19 protein-coding genes are annotated in these 21,053 nt (G+C 58.3%); 15 read left to right on the top strand and 4 right to left on the bottom strand.

Going from position 1 to position 21,053, the window contains the following annotated elements; genetic code table 11:
* Position 1: 1 nt before the first annotated feature.
* Positions 2 to 955, bottom strand: coding sequence for a TRM11 family SAM-dependent methyltransferase (locus tag PQG80_RS07560; protein ID WP_271750649.1), 954 nt, complete (start codon positions 953 to 955; stop codon positions 2 to 4).
* Between the two features lie 126 nt (positions 956 to 1,081).
* On the opposite strand from PQG80_RS07560, the gene PQG80_RS28845 reads away from it, so the two are divergent.
* From PQG80_RS28845 to PQG80_RS07575, 4 genes are all read left to right on the top strand, one after another.
* On the top strand, positions 1,082 to 1,552 hold the full coding sequence (locus PQG80_RS28845) for a hypothetical protein (RefSeq protein WP_334219811.1): 471 nt from the start codon (positions 1,082 to 1,084) through the stop codon (positions 1,550 to 1,552).
* Positions 1,553 to 1,789 carry a GNAT family N-acetyltransferase gene (locus PQG80_RS28850; RefSeq protein ID WP_334219812.1) on the top strand — a complete coding sequence of 79 codons (237 nt, stop codon included), beginning with the start codon at positions 1,553 to 1,555 and terminating at the stop codon, positions 1,787 to 1,789.
* A gap of 32 nt (positions 1,790 to 1,821) precedes the next feature.
* Complete coding sequence (locus PQG80_RS07570; protein WP_271750650.1) at positions 1,822 to 2,328, top strand: DUF2569 domain-containing protein; 507 nt, start codon at positions 1,822 to 1,824, stop codon at positions 2,326 to 2,328.
* 170 nt (positions 2,329 to 2,498) lie between these two features.
* Positions 2,499 to 3,035: a hypothetical protein gene (locus PQG80_RS07575; protein WP_271750651.1), complete on the top strand. Its 537-nt coding sequence runs from the start codon at positions 2,499 to 2,501 to the stop codon at positions 3,033 to 3,035.
* Between the two features lie 19 nt (positions 3,036 to 3,054).
* Here PQG80_RS07575 and PQG80_RS07580 read toward each other — a convergent pair whose 3' ends face one another.
* Positions 3,055 to 3,687, bottom strand: a complete 633-nt coding sequence (locus PQG80_RS07580; protein WP_271750652.1) for a GntR family transcriptional regulator — start codon at positions 3,685 to 3,687, stop codon at positions 3,055 to 3,057.
* Positions 3,688 to 3,691: 4 nt separating this feature from the next.
* Entirely contained in the window at positions 3,692 to 4,489 is a 798-nt protein-coding gene (locus PQG80_RS07585) for a sugar phosphate isomerase/epimerase family protein (RefSeq protein ID WP_271750653.1), read from the bottom strand.
* 174 nt (positions 4,490 to 4,663) lie between these two features.
* Here PQG80_RS07585 and PQG80_RS07590 point away from each other — a divergent pair, with 174 nt between their 5' ends.
* The 9 genes from PQG80_RS07590 to PQG80_RS07630 all read left to right on the top strand — a co-directional run bounded on the left by PQG80_RS07590 (position 4,664) and on the right by PQG80_RS07630 (position 17,290).
* Positions 4,664 to 5,518: a phosphogluconate dehydrogenase C-terminal domain-containing protein gene (locus PQG80_RS07590; protein ID WP_271750654.1), complete on the top strand. Its 855-nt coding sequence runs from the start codon at positions 4,664 to 4,666 to the stop codon at positions 5,516 to 5,518.
* Between the two features lie 12 nt (positions 5,519 to 5,530).
* Complete coding sequence (locus PQG80_RS07595; protein ID WP_271750655.1) at positions 5,531 to 6,598, top strand: Gfo/Idh/MocA family protein; 1,068 nt, start codon at positions 5,531 to 5,533, stop codon at positions 6,596 to 6,598.
* A complete protein-coding gene (locus PQG80_RS07600; RefSeq protein WP_271750656.1) occupies positions 6,595 to 7,356 on the top strand; it encodes an amidohydrolase family protein in 762 nt (253 codons plus the stop codon). The genes PQG80_RS07595 and PQG80_RS07600 overlap by 4 nt, the downstream gene beginning before the upstream one ends.
* Positions 7,353 to 8,633: a glycoside hydrolase family 140 protein gene (locus PQG80_RS07605; protein ID WP_271750657.1), complete on the top strand. Its 1,281-nt coding sequence runs from the start codon at positions 7,353 to 7,355 to the stop codon at positions 8,631 to 8,633. The genes PQG80_RS07600 and PQG80_RS07605 overlap by 4 nt, the downstream gene beginning before the upstream one ends.
* Before the next feature lie 209 nt (positions 8,634 to 8,842).
* Positions 8,843 to 11,134 carry a fibronectin type III domain-containing protein gene (locus PQG80_RS07610; RefSeq protein ID WP_271750658.1) on the top strand — a complete coding sequence of 764 codons (2,292 nt, stop codon included), beginning with the start codon at positions 8,843 to 8,845 and terminating at the stop codon, positions 11,132 to 11,134.
* 239 nt (positions 11,135 to 11,373) lie between these two features.
* Complete coding sequence (locus tag PQG80_RS07615) at positions 11,374 to 12,288, top strand: ABC transporter permease (protein ID WP_271750659.1); 915 nt, start codon at positions 11,374 to 11,376, stop codon at positions 12,286 to 12,288.
* Between the two features lie 14 nt (positions 12,289 to 12,302).
* Positions 12,303 to 13,247: a carbohydrate ABC transporter permease gene (locus PQG80_RS07620; RefSeq protein WP_271750660.1), complete on the top strand. Its 945-nt coding sequence runs from the start codon at positions 12,303 to 12,305 to the stop codon at positions 13,245 to 13,247.
* 103 nt (positions 13,248 to 13,350) lie between these two features.
* Positions 13,351 to 14,889 carry an ABC transporter substrate-binding protein gene (locus PQG80_RS07625; protein ID WP_271750661.1) on the top strand — a complete coding sequence of 513 codons (1,539 nt, stop codon included), beginning with the start codon at positions 13,351 to 13,353 and terminating at the stop codon, positions 14,887 to 14,889.
* A 73-nt stretch (positions 14,890 to 14,962) separates the two neighbouring features.
* Entirely contained in the window at positions 14,963 to 17,290 is a 2,328-nt protein-coding gene (locus PQG80_RS07630; RefSeq protein WP_271750662.1) for an AraC family transcriptional regulator, read from the top strand.
* Positions 17,291 to 17,398: 108 nt separating this feature from the next.
* Here PQG80_RS07630 and PQG80_RS07635 read toward each other — a convergent pair whose 3' ends face one another.
* Complete coding sequence (locus PQG80_RS07635; protein ID WP_271750663.1) at positions 17,399 to 18,238, bottom strand: phytanoyl-CoA dioxygenase family protein; 840 nt, start codon at positions 18,236 to 18,238, stop codon at positions 17,399 to 17,401.
* A gap of 137 nt (positions 18,239 to 18,375) precedes the next feature.
* Between PQG80_RS07635 and PQG80_RS07640 the strand changes: the two genes are divergently transcribed.
* Positions 18,376 to 19,245, top strand: a complete 870-nt coding sequence (locus tag PQG80_RS07640; protein ID WP_271750664.1) for a helix-turn-helix transcriptional regulator — start codon at positions 18,376 to 18,378, stop codon at positions 19,243 to 19,245.
* 162 nt (positions 19,246 to 19,407) lie between these two features.
* Positions 19,408 to 20,925 carry a malate:quinone oxidoreductase gene (locus PQG80_RS07645; protein WP_271750665.1) on the top strand — a complete coding sequence of 506 codons (1,518 nt, stop codon included), beginning with the start codon at positions 19,408 to 19,410 and terminating at the stop codon, positions 20,923 to 20,925.
* The last annotated feature ends 128 nt before the right edge of the window (positions 20,926 to 21,053 follow it).

Consider the following 21,053-nt stretch of genomic DNA (forward strand, 5'->3'; position numbering starts at 1 on the left):
TTTATTCGCATAACATGACATATCGGAAAAACGAGCCTTTCTTGACGCTCCCTCGGTCCGAGATGGAGAAGCCAGCCCTGTTCAGCATCCCGTCGATCGGCTCGATCGAGATCACGACGACCCGTCCGGCAATGCGGCGAGCGTGCTTGAGGATGGACATTTGCTCCGCCGGCGTGATTTTGGAGACATGATTGTACGGCAGATCCACGATCGCGGCATCGTAGCGGGCGGCCGCCTCGGAGATCGGACCGAAGACCACCTCGCCCTTGAGTCCGAAGAAGGCAAGGTTTTCCCGTGCGCCGCCAGCCAGCTGCGGATTCAGCTCGCGGCCCGATAAGTCGATTCCCATCGATAAGCCCTCCACCAGCACGGTACCGATGCCGCAACAGGGATCGATAGCCCGGACGCCTTCCGGCTGCGGAACCGCGATATTCGCGACCGCCCTCGCGACCCGCGTAGGAAGCGCCATCGAGTAGTTGCGGGGCTTGTTCATGTGGGTGAGCCATACGGACCGGTTTTTCATATGACGGCCGAGATACCAGCGACCGCCCATCGTTACGATGCCGAAGACTTGATCCGGATGACGGACATCTGCGTTGCCGCTGATGCGTCGGCCAACTCGCCGCTCGATCTCCCGCTGCGCCTCGTACGTCCATTTTTCGGCCGCCGGCAGGTCATTCGTTTTGACGAACAACACCTTGAACGTGGACTGCAGCGCCGGTATATGGGCCGCTTGATCCTCGATCTCGCTCACGCTGTCGCCCGCGCACGCCACCTCGATCCTTTCCCTGATAAATGGGCTGCGACTGGGGTCGACCGCCCTGTCGCTCATGAAAATGCCGGACTCCGGATGGACGCCGAACAGCGAGCGAAGCTCCAACCGGCACAATGAAAGCTCGTCCTCGTGCGAGGCATACGTATAGATAAACTGCGGGGTTTGCTCTGAATAAGTCAACGCTATGCCGCCTTTTCGCAGTAGTACATTCCGGTCACTTGGACCATTATACAGCAGTTGCAGGAGATAGCGGAACGGTATGGAATATAATGGAGAACACGACATAACTTGATGGAGGAATTCCAAATGGAGGAATCGCATGCGCATATAATCTCGCAATATGCAAAACTCGCCGATCATGAGCAGCAACAGCTGGTATCCGCATTATCCTTACATTTCGGCGAGCAGCTAGAGATCTCAGAGGACGGGTTGAATAAGTTCGGCGCTACCCAGCTCGAGATCATCAAAAATGCGTTGGGCGGTCTGATTCTTACGAAGGAAAATGTGCCGGATATACGAGAAGCGTACGAACGGCTGAAGGGTACGGATCTGCCACGGAGCGTGTCGTTCGGACGCCTAAAAGACAAAAATTCATTCACCATTGTGCAAGAAGGACATGATCAAACCAAAAGCTATGTCAAAAGCAGAATGATTGAATTCAACGCCATGCATTTTCCTAACGAACTCCATGGACGATTCCAGGAGTTGAATTTGTCGTTAATTAATGACCAAGGCGTTATACAGGGCGGATTAACCGGCGAGTTTTGTTGGAATTAGTTGGAGATCCATTATTTATTCGTCGAGCCAGAGTATCGCAAGCTCGGCTATGGAAGAGCACTGCTCCAAGAAGCGGAGAAGCTTGCAAAACAAAAGAAATGCGATTTTATCAAGCTGGATACATTAAGTTTTCAAGCATTGGATCTCTATTTAAAAGAAGGTTACCGGATATTCGGAACTATTGAGAATGCCGGGCGGCACACGCACTATTATTTAATGAGAGAATTGGTCGATTAATTGCATCCGCGAATAGGGAGTTGCTTCGTACAATGGAACCGAATTTAGTCGAAACAAAAAATAAAAAACTGCATCTTGAGGTGTCGGGATTGGGCGGTTGGCTCGTTCTCGTTCAAATAGGTCTCATCTTTACGACTATCAACGCCATCCTGCAGTTGATAAATACATCGATACCTTCGCTTAGCAACGAAACGTGGACCTATCTTACGTCCAAACAATCACTTCAGTATCATCCGCTTTGGGGTGTTCTATTAATATTTGAAACCATCGTGAATGCGTTGTTTTTCATTTTAAGCATCTATGTGTTGATAGCATTTTATCAAAAAAAAGCGAATGTCCCGAAATTGATGATTAATTATTATATAGCCAGCTTTCTTTTAGGGTTAGTCGATTTAGCGCTGATCTACCAGATTCCCCTATCCCGGGAACTTGACGAAGGAGCTTCGTTTAGAGCAACGATTCGATCCTTCATAACCTGTCTCATATGGATTCCCTATTTTTTGAACTCGCAAAGAGTAAAAAATACGTTTTTAAAATAATGCATGGAGTGAATCCTTGCTAGGGGTTGGCATTCTCTTGTTTATCGGTGCAAGCCGTTTAATTAGGGACCAATGGAAACTAATTAAACTAAGAAACGCTGAGTATGCTGAAAAAGAAAAGGAAAGTCAAGGACTATAACGGAGTACTGCAAAGGAGATTAATATCTGCAGTGGAGCATCTATATCTATTTCATTATTATGAGGCGAAGCTGGGACCGTTTAAGAACTTGTCTTCCTTATCCCCGGATGAAGCTCAGAAGATTATGGACGCTTTGAAGGCCAAAAATAACGTTTATGCGGCCAGAAGATCAGATGACTATTTATATATCAGGAAGGACATTGAAGAAAAAGCGAGAAAGCTGTTTGTTCTTAAGGGCGGCCAACCAAGAAAGACGTATCCTCATTACTTGACGTTAGGGCGATGCGACTGGCTGAAGGACTGGTACAATGACGGTCGAGAGCTGAAGATCCGTCTCGACGATTTTTCTCCCCACGTCGTTAGCTTCACATACGGCGACTTATTTCCTACGATGAGATATCGGGACGATAGAGCCTATAGAGGCCAAGTTTATACGCTGCAAGAGATGAAGACGCTCATTGAGCGTTACGGCTGGCCGCAAGTATGGAATCGCGAAGGAAATAACGGTCCCGAAAGATATATTGAAGCACAAGTGTGGGACGATGATGTCGTTCAGATGTACTTTTAAAAGGTTAAGTCTTTTTGCATCAATGAATCAATATCCGCTTCCCATACTCTAGGTGCTCGGTCATCGCTGTAGCGGCCTCGTCGGCGCGGCCAGCGACGATGCACGCGAAGATGCGGACGTGATCGTCGTATGAAACGCGGATGCGCGTCGCGTCTTTACGCAAAACGCGAATGGCGATGCGGTACAGCTTGTCCTGCAGATTTTCCATCGACTGAATAATCTCGCTATTATCATGATATTTAGCCAGCTGCAGGTGGAACGCGGAGTCGGCGGCCGTAAAGCCCGCGTTGTCGTTTTGGTCCGCGTATGTCTTTTGCATGGCCAGATTGTCCCGGAACCACGCCAGCTCGTCCTCCTGCCAGGCCCGCGCCGACAGCTTGCGCACGATATGCGATTCGAGGGCGACCCGGATGTCGTAGAAGTCGACGGCGCGCTGTATGGAAAAATCAGCGACGAACAGACCTTTGTTGGGCGTATAACGAACTAACCCTTCGCTTTCCAATCTCTCGAGCGCCGAGCGGATCGGCGTCCGGCTCATGGAGAGCCGCTCTTCAAGCATCCGTTCGGTTAAGTAATCCCCGGGCTCCAATTCGTTTCCGAGGATAAGCGCCTTTAACTCGGCATACGCTTTTTCTTTCAAAGTCACTTTCATTTCGTTATCGTACTCCTCGCAGGAATTGTATGCTTTCTTCGAACCATTCCTTTTCAATATCGATCGTCCGCTCCACGCTGCCCGCGAACGGCGTCCACAGCTCGAGAATCCAATTGGGCTCCCAGCGACTGGCCTGGAGGGCTTCGCGCAGGAGCGCCCAATTCAGTCGTCCTTGTCCCGCCGCCGTGCCGAGCACCGAGAAGCCCATCTGATGGTCGACTCTGCGGATATCGAAGTCCTTGACGTGCAGATTCGCCGTATACGGCGCCAGTGCGCGGATGACGCTATCGGGAGATTCCAGCGCGCCAAACGAATTGACGGTGTCGAGGCAGCAGCCGAGAGAAGGCGAGTCGAAATGCCGAAAGAGCCGGACCAACTGATCCGTCGTGTGCAGCCCGTGATTCTCGACCGCCAGGACGATTCCGTTCTTCTCATAGAAAGGAAGTACCGCCTCGATCTCTGGGTAGGACAAGCCGATATCCGGCTCGGTAATTAAGGTGCGAACTAGGGGAGAGCCCGCCTTTAACGCGATATCGGCATATCCTCTTAGCGCATCGGGCGTGGTGCCGCGCAGGCCGACCTCGATTCCGATTCCCCAATCGTTCGCGAGCTTGACGATCTCGTCTTGTGCCGATCCGGACAGGAGATGCAGGGGCAGGTTGTCGGCGTATTGGACGACGCTCGCGCCATGATCCCTTGCCAGCTCGAGCAGGCCAGCGGCAGTCAACGGCCGCTTCGGCGGTGCATACCCGGGTACGCCGACGGCCCACGTCAACGAATAACTGCCGATTCCCCACCTCATGACGTTCCCCCCTACGAATCCAGCCGCTTCAAAATTTAATTGAAGTGTAACACGTCCGCGCGCGACCGACAATACATTAGGTATTTTTTTGGTATACCAATTGTATTCTTAGAATAGGCATGTTACGATGAGCACGAAAAAGCGGATAGGTAATGGCGATAGGAGGAGTATTCCGTGGGTAAAGTCGTGGCATTGATCGGCGCGGGAGGCAAGATGGGCTGCCGCATCGCCGATAATCTGAAGGCATCCGCGTACGACATGAAATACGTGGAGACGGGCGAGCGGGGAATTGCCCAGCTGGCGCAGCGCGGGTGGGTCCCGACGGCGCAGGAGGAAGCGGTACCAGAGGCGGATATCGTCATCATGGCGGTGCCCGATATTCGGATCGGGGCGGTCGCGGCCAGCGTCGCGCCCCTGATGAAGAGCGGGGCGATGATGATCCTGCTGGACCCGGCGGCCGCATATCTGAATCAGTTGCCGGACCGTGCGGACGTCGCTTACTTCGTCTCCCATCCCTGCCATCCGCCGGTGTTCAACGATGAGACTTCGCCGGAAGCCCGACGCGATTACTTCGGAGGCGTCAAGGCCAAGCAGGCCATCGTCTGCGCGCTCGTCCAGGGCGGCGATGCGGCGTACGCAACCGGCGAAGCCATGGCCAAGGAGATGTTCGCGCCGGTCTTCCGCTCGCACCGGATCACGCTGGAGCAGATGGCGATCCTCGAGCCGACGATGGCGGAGACGGTGAGCTCGATGCTGGCGACGCTCATGCGCGAAGCGATGGACGAGGCGGTGAACCGGGGCGTCCCGTACGAGGCGGCCAGGGACTTCATGCTCGGGCACGTCCATATCCAGCTTGCGATCGTGTTCGGCGAGGCGGGCAATCCGTTCTCCGACGCATGCAAGATCGCGATCGAGTACGGCAAGCGGTTCATGATCCAGCCGGATTGGCGACGGCTGTTCGAACCGAGCTCCGTCTATGAGCAGATCGACGTGATGCTCCATCCGGAGAAGCTGAATCCAACGGGATAGGGGAATCGCGCGATGAGAGCATGGAAGATCGGATTGATCGGTACGGGCTGGTGGTCGGAAAAGCACCTGAACGCCTGGAGCCGAATAACGAACGCGCAAGTCACGGCGCTGTGCGACCTCAGCAGGGAGAAGCTGGCGCGCAGAGGGACGGCGTATGGCATACCGCCGCAGCGTCAATATGACCGTGCGGATGAGATGCTGTCCGAAGCCGAGATCGATATCGTCGATATCGTGACCGGCCCGGATACGCATCTGGCGCTCGTGCGTCAAGCGGCCGCGGCAGGCAAGCACATCCTGTGCCAGAAGCCGTTCGCCCGTACCGAAGCAGAAGCCCGAGAAATGGTTGAGCTGGCCCGGGCGGCGGGCGTGCGTCTGATGGTGGCGGAAAATTGGCGGTGGCTAAGCCGGTTCCAGAGGATCAAGCGTCTGCTGGACGAGGGCCGCGTCGGGAAGCTGCACGCGATCCGTTATATTCACTCGGACTACTACACGCCCCGCATGAAACCGGAGATCGCGCTTCCGCAGCCCTTTTTCCGCGACATGCCCCGTCTGCTTTTCTACGAGATGGGCGCGCACTGGTACGACACCTGGCGATTCCTGTTCGGGACGCCCTCCAGGCTGTATGCGGAGACGATGACGGTCAGCCCCTACGTTCGCGGGGAGGATGCGGGCATCGTCGCGCTCGGGTACGAGGATCACTACGGCTACATGGATATGAGCTGGGCGACGAGGCAGAAGCTGGACGCGCCGCTTGGCGATGAAGTCGGGCCTGTTCACCTGGAGCAATTGATCGTGGACGGGGAAAAGGGAACCATCAAGTTGTATGCGGACGGCGCGATCGGATTCGTCGCGATGGACGGCGGCGGGGAATCTCGCTTGCTCGAGCCGCATCCGTTGGACCACGAGGATAGCCATCTTAGGCTGCAAGCCCACATGATCGAATGTATCGAGCGCGGCGAACCGTTCCAAACGAGCGGGGAAGACAACCTCGCGACGCTGCGCATGATGTTCGGAACGTACGAGAGCGCGGCGAACCATACGCCCGTTTTTTTCGACCGAGAGGAGCGACGACAGGCATGACGATCATCGACGTCCACGCCCACCTGGGCGCGGATTGCGTATTTGACGAGCTGTTCACGGCGGAGGAACTGCTGAACAAGCACCGCGAGCACGGTATCGGACTGTCCATCGTGCAGCCGGCCTCCTGCCACGATCTGGAGAAGGTGCGGGAGCAGCACGATGCGATCGCCGCGCTGGCCGCACAGTACCCGGGGCAGATCCTGGGCATGGCCAATCCCAATCCGCATCTGCCCGATGCGGCATACGCCGAAGAGATCCGCCGCTGCATGGAGGAGCTCGGCTTCGTCGGCATCAAGATGCACACGTCGGCTCACGCGGTTCATCCCGACAGCCGCGACGGCCGCAAGGTGTTCGAGCAGGGCCGCAGATGGGGGGTGCCCGTCATGGTACACACCGGCGCGGGCATCCCGTTCGCGAATCCTGCCAACTTGATGGCGTCGGCGGAGCGGTACCCCGACGTGAATATCGTCATGGCCCACTGCGGCATGATGATTCTGGCGGGAGAGACGGCGCTCGCGATGTCGAGGCACGGCAACTTATACGCGGACATCACTTGGACGGCGGGGTTTCAGGTTCGGCGTTGGGCGAAGGAATTCGGCGCGCACCGTTTTTTGTTCGGATCCGACCATGCGGACAACGCGGGCGCGGAGCTCGGCAAGCTTCGCACGTGCGGGCTGTCCGCAGAGGAACAGGCATGGATTTTCGGCAAGAGCGCAGAGGCGCTGTACCGACTGCGACCGGAGGGGGAGAAGGCATGAGCATCGCGATCGATCCGACGAAGGAATTCTTTCTGAAGGACGGGAAAAAGTTTTTTTACCTGGGCGACACCGTATGGAGCGTTTTCTCGAACGCCACGCTCGAGGAGTGGGAGGCGTATCTGGACTACCGCCGCAGCCAAGGCTTTAACGCGGTGCAAATCTCCATCCTGCCGATCATCCACGACCGGAGCGAGTCGGGGCTCGGCCTTCATCCGTTTCGCGTTAAAGACGACGGCTCGTGGGATTTCTCCGACATCGACCGGGCGTTCTTCGAGCGTGCGGCGCTCATGGTCGGGATGGCGGTCGACAGAGGCTTCCTGCCGGCGCTGGTCGTGCTCTGGGGCAATTATGCGCCGGGGAACTGGATGAGCCGGATTACCGAAGACCGGTACGTCATGCCCCGCGAACTGGTGAAGCCGTACGTCGAGTTCGTGTCCGCGACATTCTCGCGATACGAGCCGATGTACTTCATCAGCGGGGATACGAACTTCGAGCAGGAAGGGGCGGACGATTATTACCTTGAAGCGATGCATACGATCAAGCGGCTCGAGCCGGACGCGATCGTAGCGATGCACTGCGGCGGGAGCGTCGTCGACCTGACGGATCGCCTGGAGCGCGACGAAGCGCTCGATTACTATGCTTATCAATCCAGTCACGGCGACGATAACCAATACGAGACGTATGCGATGGCCCTGAAGCTGCGCGACAAACCGGTCAGGCGGCCCGTCATGAATGTCGAACCCTGCTACGAAGGCCACGGCCGCGGCGGGAAATACGGCAGATACGACGCGTTCATGATCCGCAGGGCGTTCTGGACGAGCGTGCTGTCCGGCGCGGCGACCGGCTTCGGCTACGGCGCGCACGGCGTCTGGTCCTGGCACCGCAAGGGGCAAGCCTTCAACAACGAGGGCTACTCGATGACGCCGCACGATTGGCGCACCGCGCTTCGGTTCGAGGGCGCATGGGACGCGGCATTCGGCAAATGGCTGTTCGAGCGGTACGACCTGTTCGGCTGGCAGCCGGCGCAGGCGCTGCTCGAAGCCGACGAGCCCGAGATTCGCGTCGCCGCCTCCGCAGACCGGTCAGGCATCGCGGTCTACGCGCCGTACGCGAGGACGCTGCGCCTGCGCACCGGTCCGGACCGCTACCGCTGGGAAGGCTTCGATCTGCGGACGCGGTATCCGTTCTCGCCGCTCGCTCGCTCGGGCGAAGGGATCGCAATCCTGGAGCTGCCCGAGGCGAATTCGGACGTGCTGTATATCGGCACCCGCATCTAATGGCGCGGTAATCCCTTGAAGACCCTAGACAATCGGCGTGCCCTAATCGGGCATGCTTTTTTTGCGCATTTGCAAGCGATTACAATTCTGTACAGTCGGCCGGGTGCGCGTGCGGCAATAAAGTTCAAAATATATCGTATCGCCGCGGCCGGGGCGCGTGGAACAATGGGAGCGCAACACCATTCCGAAGCGCAGAGGAGGATTCAGTAATGGGCAAGGCAATCGGCATGAGCAAGGGAAGAGCTTCGCGAGGCGCGGTATGGCTGTTGGTCGGGGTATGGTGGCTGGGCGTCATGGGCTTGGCCTCGTTCGCAGATCGTTCGTACGCGGCGACGAACTACTATGTCAGCCCGTCCGGCAGCGACGCGACCGGCAGCGGCACGTCGGGGAGTCCGTGGAAGACGATCGCTTACGCCGCGGCTCACGTGCCCGCGGGAGCGGGCAACACGATCGTGCTGTCGGCAGGAACCTTTACGGAGACACAGCCGATCCAGCTTCCCTTAGGCGTCAACGTGACGGGGGCCGGCGTCTCGCAGACGACGGTGACCGCCGGCTCGCTGCCGGCGGCGGGCGGGCGCAACGAGCTGTTCCTGCTCGTCTCGTCGTCTCACGCCAACGGCGCCCAGACGCTCAGCGGGTTCAAGATCGACGGCCAATCCGAGGCGCTCGAAGCGGGCATCCACGTCCAGGGCCGCGACAACGTCGTCATCCACGACGTGAACGTGCAGAACACCAAGCATACGGCCATGCGCATCATCGCCGGCTGGAGCGCGACGGACACGACGGCGCCGCCGTTCTATTTGACGGGCATCCAGGTGTACAACTGCGCGCTCACGAACGTATCCCAGGACCTGTCGGGATGGACGTCCGGCGCGATCCTCGTCGGCGGCGTGGACGGCGCGCTCATTCACCACAACACGATCAACGAGAACGCCGGCTACGGCATCAAGTTCGAGAACAACGGCTGGTTCAAGGGGCTGAAGGTGTACAACAACACGATCAATACGAACGCCTACGACACGCTATGGGGATCGGACGCCGCTCTGGAATTCTGGAACATTTACGACGGCAGCGAGATCTACAACAATACGTTGAACAACTGGGTGTCCCTGGTCAACCGGTTCGCGGGCACGGGCACGTCGGTATCCGTCCATGACAACACGGAGATCAACGCGCGGGATGACACGCCCGTAGCGGCCATCGAACTAGCCGTCGGCAATGCGAAGGTGTACAACAATTACATCGAGCAGTCCCGTTGGGGCGTCGGGATGTGGCAGGAGAAGTACGTCAGCAACAACGAGATTTACAACAACGTCTTCTATAACCGGGTGTTGCCGGCAGACGATTGGAACGCGGGCATTTACTTCGAGAACCTGAACGTCGGTTACGCCTACAACAATAACAAGATATACAACAACTACTTCAACAAGTTCGAGCAGGCCGTCTGGTACAAGGCGATCGGCAACTCGCCGATCACCAACACGAAGTTCCAGAACAATGTGGTCGAAGACATGGAGTACGCGCTGATCCTAACGGCCTCGGATACCAATTACCTGATCGACACGACGATGACTTACAACGCGCTGAACAACGTGCCCGCGGTCCTGCGTCCGTTCGGCGCGACGCCGGTCAACCTCGTGACGACCAACAATCTGACCGGGAATCCGGGGCTGACCAAGACCGGCGCGAAGCCCGATCCCTACTTCCGTCCGTCGTCCTCTTCGAGTCTCGTCGTGAACGCAGGCACGAACGTAGGTCTCCCTTACAGCGGCTCCGCGCCGGACATCGGCCGGTACGAGTGGACCGGAACCGGCGGCGGAGCGGACGCGACTGCGCCGACCGCGCCGACCGGTCTGACCGCGCCTTCGAAGACGGATACGACGGTCAATCTGACCTGGACCGCCTCGACGGACAATGTCGCCGTGACCGGATACGATGTCTACCGCGGCACGACCAAGGTCAACGCATCGCCGGTCTCCGGCACCGCTTATACCGTGACGGGGCTCGCGGCCTCGACGGCGTATTCGTTCACGGTCAAGGCGAGGGACGCGGCGGGCAACGAGTCGGCTGCGAGCGCGGCGCTGTCCGTCACGACGAACGCCTCATCCTCGACGGGCGCAGCTTACGAGGCGGAGGCGACTGCCAACACGCTGACCGGCGGCGCCTGGAAGGCGAGCTGTTCGACGTGCTCGGGCGGATTCTCGGTGAACAATATCGGCAACAACGACGGGACGCTCCAATTCAATGGCGTGTCGGCTTCCTCGGCAGGCAGCTATACGGTTCGAATCTATTACAAGAACGGAGATGCGGCGGCTAGAACGGCGCTGGTCAGCGTGAACGCCGGTTCGCCGATCTCCGTCACGTTCGCGTCCACGGGCAGCTGGACGACGGTCGGCTTCGTAGACACGACCGTCAGCCTGAATGCCGGCAGCAATACGATCAAGTTCTATCACAACGCCGGATCGTACGGACCGGACTTCGACAAGCTGACGAGGATGTAAGTCCGGGGCAACACGAGCATAGGCATGGGAAAAGGAGGCCGCGAGGCCTCCTTTTCTGCGTGATCGCGCTTGGCTTGCCGCTATCCGATCGCCATTCCTGCGAGCAATGTTCAGTTTATACAGTCCCGCCGGCCCGTAAAGTTCAGTTCCGGCAGTAGCCCGAAGTCGGGCCGGATCCGCATAATAGGCTTCAGAACGGCGGAGAGAATTCGCACAATAGACCGAGGTGACCTAAGGCAATGAAGAAAAAGCCGTCCTTCCTTCGCGGAAAAAACGGAGAGTTAAGCGTACTGTTTCTGCCGGGATTTTTATTCTTCCTCGTCATGTCGTACATCCCCATGGTCGGCATCATCGTCGCGTTCAAGGATTATAACCTGCGCAAGGGAATCTTCGGGAGCGAATGGGTCGGTTTCGAAAACCTGAAATTTTTCTTCGTCAGCGACACGGCCTGGCGGGTGACCCGCAACACGATCCTGTACAGCTTCAGCTACATCCTCATGACGCTGCTCGTCTCCTTGACACTGGCGATCCTGCTGAACGAGCTGACGAGGCGATGGGTCAAGATTCACCAGACGGTCATGTTCCTGCCGTATTTCCTCTCGTGGGTGCTCGTGTCTTATATTTCCAACGCCTTCCTCGACCATCAGAACGGTTTCCTGAACGCGATGCTGAAGAGCGTAGGGGGGCAGCCGGTCGAATGGTACTTCGGCGCGCAGTATTGGCCGATCATCCTCAATCTCGTGCATCTGTGGAAAGCGGTCGGCTTCAACGTACTGCTGTACTACGCGGGCATCATGGGGATCGACCAGAGCTACTACGAGGCGGCGAGAATCGACGGGGCGAGCAAGCTGCAGATGGCGCTGAAAATTACGGTCCCGCTGCTGGCGCCGCTCGTCACGATATTGCTGATTCTGTCTATCGGCGGGATGTTCCGCGGGGACTTCGGCCTGCACTATTTTATTCCGAACAACACGGGACTCATCTACTCGACGACGGACATTATCGATACGTACGTATTCCGCGCGCTTCGGACGATCGGCGACATCTCCATGTCGGCGGCGGTCGGCTTTTTCCAATCGGTCGTCGGTCTCGTACTCGTTTTGTTCGCCAACATGGTCGTCCGCAAGCTGAACGAAGAAAATTCACTCTGGTAAGGGGAGGTGCCCGCATGACCACCATTCACGCTGCCGCCGGCGCCGCGCCCGAAATTCCCGCAGCGAGATCCGCGGCGCTCGACTCCCGTCCGATCTACCGATGGTTGATCAACGCGCTGTTCATCGTCGTTTCGGCCTGCATATTCGTTCCTTTTCTGCTCGTCGTCGTGTCCAGCTTCTCTTCGGAAGAATCGATACTCCGGCACGGCTATCAGTTCATTCCCGAGCGCTGGTCGCTCGGCGCGTACCGCCTCGTCTTCCAATCGCCGAAAATCTTGCTGCGGGCGTACGGCGTCACGATCGTCGTCACGGTCGTCGGGACCGCGCTCGGCCTGCTTCTGACGGCGATGACCGGGTGGGTGCTGTCGCGCTCGGATTACCGGTTCAACCGCCAGGCTACGTTTTACGTGTTTTTCACGATGCTGTTCGGCGGCGGACTCGTTCCGTTCTATATTCTGATGACCCAGTACCTGCATCTGAAGGACAGCCTGCTTGCCGTCATTATCCCCGGCCTGCTCAGTCCGTTCCACATTATGGTCATGAAGGGCTTCATGTCGAAGATCCCGTTCGAAATGATCGAATCCGCCAAGGTCGACGGGGCCAGCGAAATGCGCATTTTCTTCACGATGGTGCTGCCGCTGTCCACGCCTGCGCTCACCACGCTCGGGCTCACGATTGCCTTTAATTATTGGAACGAATGGTTTAACGCGATGCTGTTCATCGACACGCCCAATCTCGCGACGCTGCAGCTGCTGCTCGTCCGGATGCTGAGCACGATCGAGTACCTCACGGCCAATACCGAGTTCGTGAAGCAGCTCGGCATCGACGTCGGGCAGCTGCCCAAGTACAGCGTGCGGATGGCGATGGCCATTCTGGCGGCGGGCCCGATGCTGTGCATCTTCCCGTTTTTCCAGCGCTACTTCGTATCCGGCCTCACGCTCGGCTCGCTCAAGGGCTGAAGCTTACGCATGGGAATCCGCGGCCCGGGGACAGGCCTAAAAAACGCTTGTTCTCGCCGCCGCCGTCCAACATAATTAAAAAGAACAGGGAGGTTTTTTGGAAATGAAAAAATGGACTACGGGGTTGACCGCGGCATTATCTCTGGGATTGATCTTAAGCGGCTGCGGCAATAACGACGGAGGAAACAACGCGGCGTCGTCCGCGGCCGCCTCCCCGTCCGCGTCGAACGCGGCGTCTCCGTCGGCCTCGCCCGCGGGCGATGGCGCCGCGTCGCTGGAGCCGGTCAAGCTCAAGTGGTACTACGTCCAGTTCGGCGTTCCGCAGGATCAGCAGGCGGTATCCGAAGCCTTCAACGAGATGACCAAAAAGCTGATCAACACGACGGTCGAGCTCGTCCCGATCGACGGCGGCGATTACGAGAATAAACTGAATACGATCGTGGCCGCGAACGACGACTACGATCTCGTATGGACCTCCAGCTGGCTGTTCAAGTACGGCGACAACGTCAACAAAGGCGCGTTCATGGAGATTACGGACGAGATGCTCGACAAGTACGCGCCGACCATCAAGGCGAGCTTTTCCGAGATCGCGTGGAACGACGTTAAGGTCAAAGGAAAACGGTATGCGATTCCAAACTTCCAGACGTTCACCAAGACGCCGGGCTTCGTCATCCAGAAGCGGTTCGTCGACAAATACAACTTCGATACCGGCAAGGTCAAGACATACGCCGATCTGGAGCCGCTGCTCGCGCAGATCAAGCAGAACGAGCCGGGCGTCACCCCGTTCGCGATGAACAAAGACCAGACAAGATTGAGCGAAGCCTACGGCATGCAATGGCTCGGCGGCGTCGACTATCGCCTGAGCGATCCTTTTACCGCCATCGATCTGCTCCAGACCGAAGAATACAAGACGCACGTCAAGCTCATGAAAAGCTGGCACGACAAAGGCTACACCAACGCGGACGCCGCCACGGTCGCCGACTTGAAGCCGCTGCTCGCCTCCGGCAACGCCGCCGTCGTGCAGGACTTCACGCTGGCGCCCGGCAGCGAGGCCGGACGCAAGGCGGACTTCGGCGGCAACGAGGTCGTCTACGTGCCGATCGCCGAACCGACCTTTACCGGCGTCACGCCGACGATGAACGCGATCAACTACAATTCCAAGCACGCCGACCGCGCGCTGATGCTGCTCGAGCTGCTGAATACGAATGCCGACCTCTTCAACCTGCTCACGTTCGGCATCGAGGGCAAGCACTACAACAAGGTCGCCGACAATACGATAAAGATCGTCGAGAACGGCGGCTACTCCAACAACGCGGGATGGATCTTCGGGAACGTGACGAACGGCTACCTGCTCGAAGGCCAGCCTGCGGATACCTGGGAGCGCGTCAAGAAGCTGAACGAAGAAGCGACCGTGCCCGCGCTGAGCGGCTTCAACTTCAACAGCGAGAACGTGAAGGCCGAGATGGCCAACATGGACGCCCTGTTCAAGGAGTACAGCCCCGGCCTCGAGACCGGTACGATCGATCCCGACAAGTACCTGCCGACTTACGCGGAAAAAATGAAAAAGGTCGGCTCCGAAACGGTGCTGCAAGAAAAACAAAAGCAGATCGACGAGTGGGCGAAGGCCAACGGCAAAAAATAAGGCTCTCCAGAGGACCGATCCCGCGAGGGGCGGTCCTCTGAGGCCGTCATTATGAACGATGCGGGTGAACCTGATGTCCTTGTTTCCGTCGATTCGATCGAGACGCTACTTGCAGCGGATCTGGCTGTCCGTCACCTTGCTGACCGTCGTCCTGCTCCTCGCGACGGCCTTTTCGATCATGTATACTTCCGAGCGCACCGTGCTGCGCGTGCAGCAGCGCGCGAACGCCAAGGTGCTCTCGCAGATCCGGTACAACGTCGCGCAGATGAACGAGATCGTCGCCGACACGGCGCAGACTTTGTACCAGAATAACGACGTGAAGATCCTGCGGTTCGCCAAGACGGACGACGAATTCATGTACCAGCGGATCGCTGCGCTTGACACGTTCGTCGGCACGTCGTCTTTCCTGCACTCGATTTTCGTCTATAACGGGAATATGAAGCGTTTTTTCATCGGCAACGGCAACGTGAGAGCGCTGAAGGAGCCTTACGAAAAAAAATTTTCGGCCTTGCTCACCGATTCCAGGCGCACGCCCAAGCTGCGCCTGCTTCCGATCGACCTGGGCGAAGAAGGCGCAGAGTTCCGGAAGGTCGATTTCTTCAGCTACATTTTATTCGATCCCAGCTCGCGGGAAGGGCTGGACGACGCCTTAATTCTGAATGTGAAGTCGACCTGGCTTTTCGATAACCTTGCGCTCATCGCCAAGGAAGACGGAGGTCGCTCCGGGCAGGCCTACCTGATGGACGCTGCGGGCGTGATTCTGGGCGAGGGCAGCGAGCCGGAAGCGGGCGTGTCCCGTCTCGCGGAACGCATCGGCCGGCTGACGGCGGACGGCGATACGGGCGGGTCCAGGGTCATCGGCAGCGGCGGGCATAAGCAATTCGTTACCTTCATGGCCGCAGGTCTCCAGGATTGGACGCTGATCTACGCGCAGCCGTATTCCGAGGTCGTCGGTCAGGTGCAGCGGCTCCGGTATACGACGCTGCTGCTCACGGTCTTGTTCCTGGTGCTGGCGCTCTGCGTCGCCGTGGTCGTCTCCAGGCGTCTGTACCGGCCCGTCGAGCAGCTGTTCCGCTCCGTCGTCTCCAAGACGCCGGACGCGATGGTGCGCGGGGAGCCGATGCAGGACGAGATGACGTTCCTGTCGGGACTCTACGGCCATATGGCGGACCGCGTGAAGCTCGCGGATTCCAATCTGACGGAGAACCGCTGGATACTCAAGCGCTTCACGCTCCGTCAGCTCGTCCAGGAGAGCGCGCTCCGCACGCCCGGGCAATGGGCCAAGGAAGCCGCGGACAACGGGCTCGCCGTCGATGCGTCCGGCGGATACCGGATCTGCGTAGCCCGCGTCGACGGCGCGGCTTCGCTCAGTACGCGCGAGCCGAACGATCTGCGCCTGTATCATTACGCGATCTCCAACATCGCCGAAGAGATCGTGTCGCGCGAGTACGCGATCGAAGTCGTCGACCTGAAGCCCGACCATCTCGTATTCCTCGTGCAGCGGCGCAATGCGGATTTTGAGCGGCTGACTGCGCTGCTGGCGGATGTGCAGCAGGTGGTGAAGGCGTATTACCGCCTCACGTTCTCGGTCGCAGTCGGCGATACGGTAAGCGAATGCCGGGCGCTTTCCGCGTCTTATGCCAAGACGCTGAATTTGTCGCTGTACAAATGGTTCTACGGCCGGGGGTGCATGCTGACGGCCGAGACGGTCCTGAAGCCCGAGTTCGCCGGGCGGGACGCGACCATGTCTTCGGAGCTGGAGCGCAAGCTGGTCGAAGCGATCCGGAGCGGGAACGCCGAAGCCGCGGAAGCCGCGCTCGACCGGATATTCGAGCTCGCCGGCGCGACGACGTACGACGACTGCGTTCATGCGCTGTCCTACCTGGCGATCGTCATCAAGCGGACGGTCACGGAGGTGAACGCCAACAAGCTGAAGCCGATCGCCCACGACCTGTACCGGCTCCACGCGATCGTGCTGGAGCAGGAGACGCTGGAGGACGCGAAGCTCGTCTTCCGCCGGACGCTGCATGAGCTGTGCGCTTCCCGGCAGGAAGCGCGGGAGACGGACGCGGGCAGCTTCATGATCGAGACGATCAAGGAGATCGTTCAGGCGAACTACAAGGACTTGAACCTGAGCCTGCAGAGCGTGTCCGACATGCTCAAGATGTCCTCTGTCTACGTCGGCCGGCTGTTTAAAAAAGCGGAGGGGATGTCGCTTGCGGATTATATCAACGAGGTCCGGCTGGCGCACACGATGCAGCTGCTCGAAAAGGGCGATTATACGGTCAACGAGATCATGGAGGAGACCGGCTTCAGCAACCAGAGCCACTTTTTCCGTTCGTTCAAGAAGAAGTTCGGCACGACGCCCCGCGAGTACCGCTTGAAGAAGAGCTTGTCCTAAAATGCATCGCGGGACCGGTCGCGCGCGCAGGTCGCCGCGCATGCTGCGGATCGCACCGTAGGAAGACAACGATGAAGGCGCCCGACCCCCAGGTCGGGCGCCTTGCTATTATGCCGGCGCGCGGCTCGCGCTGTAGACGACGGGGAAGTGCTCTCCCTGCATGAGTTCGCCTTTCTCCACCGTCACGTAAGGAATCATGGGATGCTTGTTCGACGGCTCGTAACGGGTGTGGCCGGGCATATAGTGGACCGCGATCGCGCGCCTTTTCAGCGTGGACGGGTTGTGCGGGCTGCCGTGCCAGGTGAGGCTGTGATGGTAGCCGACCTGTCCTTTCTTGATCTCGAAGGGGACCGCCTCCACGACCGCGCCTTCCGGGAGCAGCTCGGGTTTCCGGTGGAAGGGCTTGAAGTCGTCCGTGCTCGCGAGATACTGCTGATGATCGCCCCATCTGTGACTGCCGGGCACCATCCACATGCAGCCGTTCTCGATCACGGCGTCGTCGAGCGCGACCCAGGCGCTGACGAGGTCCGCGGGCTGGATGACCGGCCAGAGCGGATGGTCCTGATGCCAGGGCGTCGGTCCGCCGGTGATCGGCGGTTTGTACTGGATCTGATCGTGCCAGACCCGGACCGTATCCGTCTTGCACAGCTGCGCGATCTCTTCGCAGATGACCGGATGGGCCGCATGCTGCAGGAAGGCGTCGCTCGCCATCCAGATGTTGACGATCTGCACCACCTTTTCGCTGACGCTTTTCTTCATGCCTTTGTACAGATTGTCGGCTTCCTCCTCGCGCATGTTGTGATTCAGCACCGGCCGCTTGACGGACTTTCCTTCCATGACCAGGTCCAGCTCCTCCCGCAGGCGCTCGACCTCCGCGTCGCTCAGCACGACATCCCCTTTCAGAAAACCGTTCTTCTCGAATTCCGCCAGTCTGCCCGCGTTCAACATTTTTGTTGCACCTCTCCTTTGGCTTCCCTATGATGTTGGTGATAGCGTTATCTTATCAACCCGCATCGCGGATGTATTTCCATAAAACCAACATTCATTTGCGTATTTCTAATCGATCGGGGAGCGGGAATGAAGCGATGCAGACGAATGAACTGGCGCTTGAAGCGATGATGCCCACCGTTAACTTCGCGAACCGTAGCGCGGCCGTTGCCGGCGAGAGCTGGGGCTGCCGGATCATTCCGGACCATCAGCTGTTCTACGTCGTGTCGGGGCGCGCCGAGCTAAGAATGGACGGACGCGTGTATGGCGCCCGGAACGGGGAATTCGTTTACTACGGTCCAGGCTATCCCGCGCAGCTGTCGGTGACGGAGCCGACGGAGTATTTCAGCCTGCACTTTCATTGGCACCACGAGTCTCCCGAACCCGTTCATCCCGGCTACCGGCTGAGGCTCGCGGAGTTCGGGGAGGCTGCCGGCGATACCGGGCGGCTTGTGCTGAGAGGCGGCGGCCGCGAGGATGCCGTCATGCCGACGATGCTGTCCGTATCCGGGCTGGAATCGCTGCTGACCCGGATGGTCCGGGAATACGAGCAGGAGCAGCCGGGTTACGCGTACGCCCTGCGCGGACTGATGATGCAGGCTATTTCATTGATTTTCAGGCAGATCGTCGGAGGACGCGGCCGCCATGCCCGCGATAACAAGATCGAGCAGGCGATTCAGGCGATCCAGAACCAGCCGGGCTACAACTGGTCCGTAGCGGAGCTGGCTGCCTTATGCGGCTATCATCCGATTCATTTTTCCAAGCTATTCAAGATCGAAGTCGGCCGGACGCCCAAGCATTACATCATCGGGGAGCGGGTACGACTCGCCAAGACGGCGCTGCTGCAGGGCGAGAAGATGGAGTCGATCTCGCTGCGCCTCGGCTTCACGAGCGTTCATTACTTCAGCCATCAGTTCAAGCGGATGACGGGGCTTACGCCGACGGAGTTTCGGATGCACGGGCAATAGACCGCGCGGATCGATCCTCGCGGCGCGACGGCCGGCGGCGGCATAACTTATATCGATCGACTCAATAGTAAACATTTATTAAAGTGCGTAGGCAATAGTGATAAAATAGATAGGGTTAAATATGATTCTTCCGTAAAATCTTAAGATATAAGGACGGTAAAAATGAGCAACGGACAAACAAGTTCAGACGTAATCCTGATCGGCGCAGGCATCATGAGCGCGACGCTGGGCGCCATGCTGAAGGAATTGGTGCCGGAGTGGAAAATCACCGTACTGGAAAAGCTCGCGAAAGCGGGGGAAGAAAGCTCCAACGAATGGAACAATGCGGGAACCGGGCATGCCGCCCTGTGCGAGCTTAACTATACCGTCGAGAAGCCGGACGGTTCCATAGATATCAGCAAGGCGATCAGCATCAACGAACAGTTCCAGGACTCGATGCAATTCTGGAGTTACCTGGTCGAGAGCAAGCTGATCCGCAATCCGCACGATTTCATTATGCCGCTGCCCCATATGAGTCTCGTGCATGGGCAAAAGGACGTCTCGTTCCTGAAAAAGCGGTTCGAGGCATTGTCCGGCAACCCGCTGTTCGGCGGAATGGAATATTCCGAAGATCCGGCCGTGCTGAAGCAATGGATCCCGCTGATCATGAACAACCGGACAAGCGGCGAACCGATCGCCGCGACCAAAGTCGATGCCGGCACCGACGTCAACTTCGGCGCGCTGACGCGCATGTTGTTCGAGCATCTGAAGAAAAATAACGTCGATATCAGGTACAATCAAAAAGTGGACGACATGAAGCGCGCCCGCGACGGATCCTGGCAGCTGAAGGTCCGGAATACGGATAACGGAACCGTTGAGCGCCATTCCGCGAAGTTCGTCTTTATCGGCGGCGGGGGCGGCAGTCTCCACCTTCTGCAAAAATCGGGCATTCCCGAAGGCAAACATATCGGGGGATTTCCGGTCAGCGGACTGTTCATGGTGTGCAAAAACCCCGAGGTCGTCGCGAAGCATCATGCCAAGGTCTACGGCAAGGCGAAGGTGGGCGCGCCTCCGATGTCGGTGCCTCACCTGGACACCCGTTTTATCGACAACAAGAAGTCGCTGCTGTTCGGACCGTTCGCCGGCTTCTCGCCTAAGTTCCTGAAGACGGGATCCATGCTGGATCTGGTTACTTCTGTCAAGCCGCATAACCTCGTCACGATGATGGCCGCGGGCGCCAAGAACATGTCGCTTACCAAGTATCTGATCCAACAGGTCATGCTATCCAAGGAACAGCGGATGGAGGAGCTGCGGGAGTTCGTTCCGGACGCCAAGACCGAGGATTGGGATCTGCTCGTGGCCGGCCAGCGCGTACAGGTCATCAAGGATACGGCCGCCGGCGGCAAAGGCACGCTGCAGTTCGGCACCGAGGTCGTGACGGCCGCGGACGGATCGGTCGCCGCGCTGCTCGGCGCTTCTCCGGGCGCATCTACCGCCGTCTCCGTCATGCTGAACGTCATCGGGAAGTGCTTCCCGCAACATATCAAGGCTTGGGAGCCTAAGCTCAAGGAAATGATTCCATCGTACGGCGCGTCCCTGGGGAAAAACCCGGAGCTGCTGCGCGAGATTCAAGCTTCGGCCTCCAGCTCGCTGGGGCTCAGCCCAAGCAAGTCGTACCAGGCGGCCAGCCGAAGCGTTTAATTGCACCATTAATCTATAGGCTGTTTCTAGATAGCGGCAATCTTGGACGGAATCGTTCGAGATTGCCGCTTCATCTATGAGACGGGGGGGTTCCGATCGAGAGTCGATGTTTAGAAATGGAGCGAAGC

This window comes from Cohnella rhizoplanae (assembly GCF_948329515.1).
Lineage (GTDB): Bacteria > Bacillota > Bacilli > Paenibacillales > Paenibacillaceae > Cohnella > Cohnella rhizoplanae.

What these genes read in the sequence shown, in the direction of transcription:
- PQG80_RS07625 (WP_271750661.1), top strand. Translation starts at nt 13,351, where the DNA reads ATGAAAAAATGGACTACGGGGTTGACCGCGGCATTATCTCTGGGATTG.
- PQG80_RS07610 (WP_271750658.1), top strand. Translation starts at nt 8,843, where the DNA reads ATGGGCAAGGCAATCGGCATGAGCAAGGGAAGAGCTTCGCGAGGCGCG.
- PQG80_RS07585 (WP_271750653.1), bottom strand. Translation starts at nt 4,489, where the DNA reads ATGAGGTGGGGAATCGGCAGTTATTCGTTGACGTGGGCCGTCGGCGTA.
- PQG80_RS07600 (WP_271750656.1), top strand. Translation starts at nt 6,595, where the DNA reads ATGACGATCATCGACGTCCACGCCCACCTGGGCGCGGATTGCGTATTT.
- PQG80_RS07630 (WP_271750662.1), top strand. Translation starts at nt 14,963, where the DNA reads ATGTCCTTGTTTCCGTCGATTCGATCGAGACGCTACTTGCAGCGGATC.
- PQG80_RS07645 (WP_271750665.1), top strand. Translation starts at nt 19,408, where the DNA reads ATGAGCAACGGACAAACAAGTTCAGACGTAATCCTGATCGGCGCAGGC.
- PQG80_RS07640 (WP_271750664.1), top strand. Translation starts at nt 18,376, where the DNA reads ATGCAGACGAATGAACTGGCGCTTGAAGCGATGATGCCCACCGTTAAC.
- PQG80_RS07570 (WP_271750650.1), top strand. Translation starts at nt 1,822, where the DNA reads ATGGAACCGAATTTAGTCGAAACAAAAAATAAAAAACTGCATCTTGAG.
- PQG80_RS07580 (WP_271750652.1), bottom strand. Translation starts at nt 3,687, where the DNA reads ATGAAAGTGACTTTGAAAGAAAAAGCGTATGCCGAGTTAAAGGCGCTT.
- PQG80_RS07620 (WP_271750660.1), top strand. Translation starts at nt 12,303, where the DNA reads ATGACCACCATTCACGCTGCCGCCGGCGCCGCGCCCGAAATTCCCGCA.
- PQG80_RS07595 (WP_271750655.1), top strand. Translation starts at nt 5,531, where the DNA reads ATGAGAGCATGGAAGATCGGATTGATCGGTACGGGCTGGTGGTCGGAA.
- PQG80_RS07605 (WP_271750657.1), top strand. Translation starts at nt 7,353, where the DNA reads ATGAGCATCGCGATCGATCCGACGAAGGAATTCTTTCTGAAGGACGGG.
- PQG80_RS28845 (WP_334219811.1), top strand. Translation starts at nt 1,082, where the DNA reads ATGGAGGAATCGCATGCGCATATAATCTCGCAATATGCAAAACTCGCC.
- PQG80_RS07615 (WP_271750659.1), top strand. Translation starts at nt 11,374, where the DNA reads ATGAAGAAAAAGCCGTCCTTCCTTCGCGGAAAAAACGGAGAGTTAAGC.
- PQG80_RS07635 (WP_271750663.1), bottom strand. Translation starts at nt 18,238, where the DNA reads ATGTTGAACGCGGGCAGACTGGCGGAATTCGAGAAGAACGGTTTTCTG.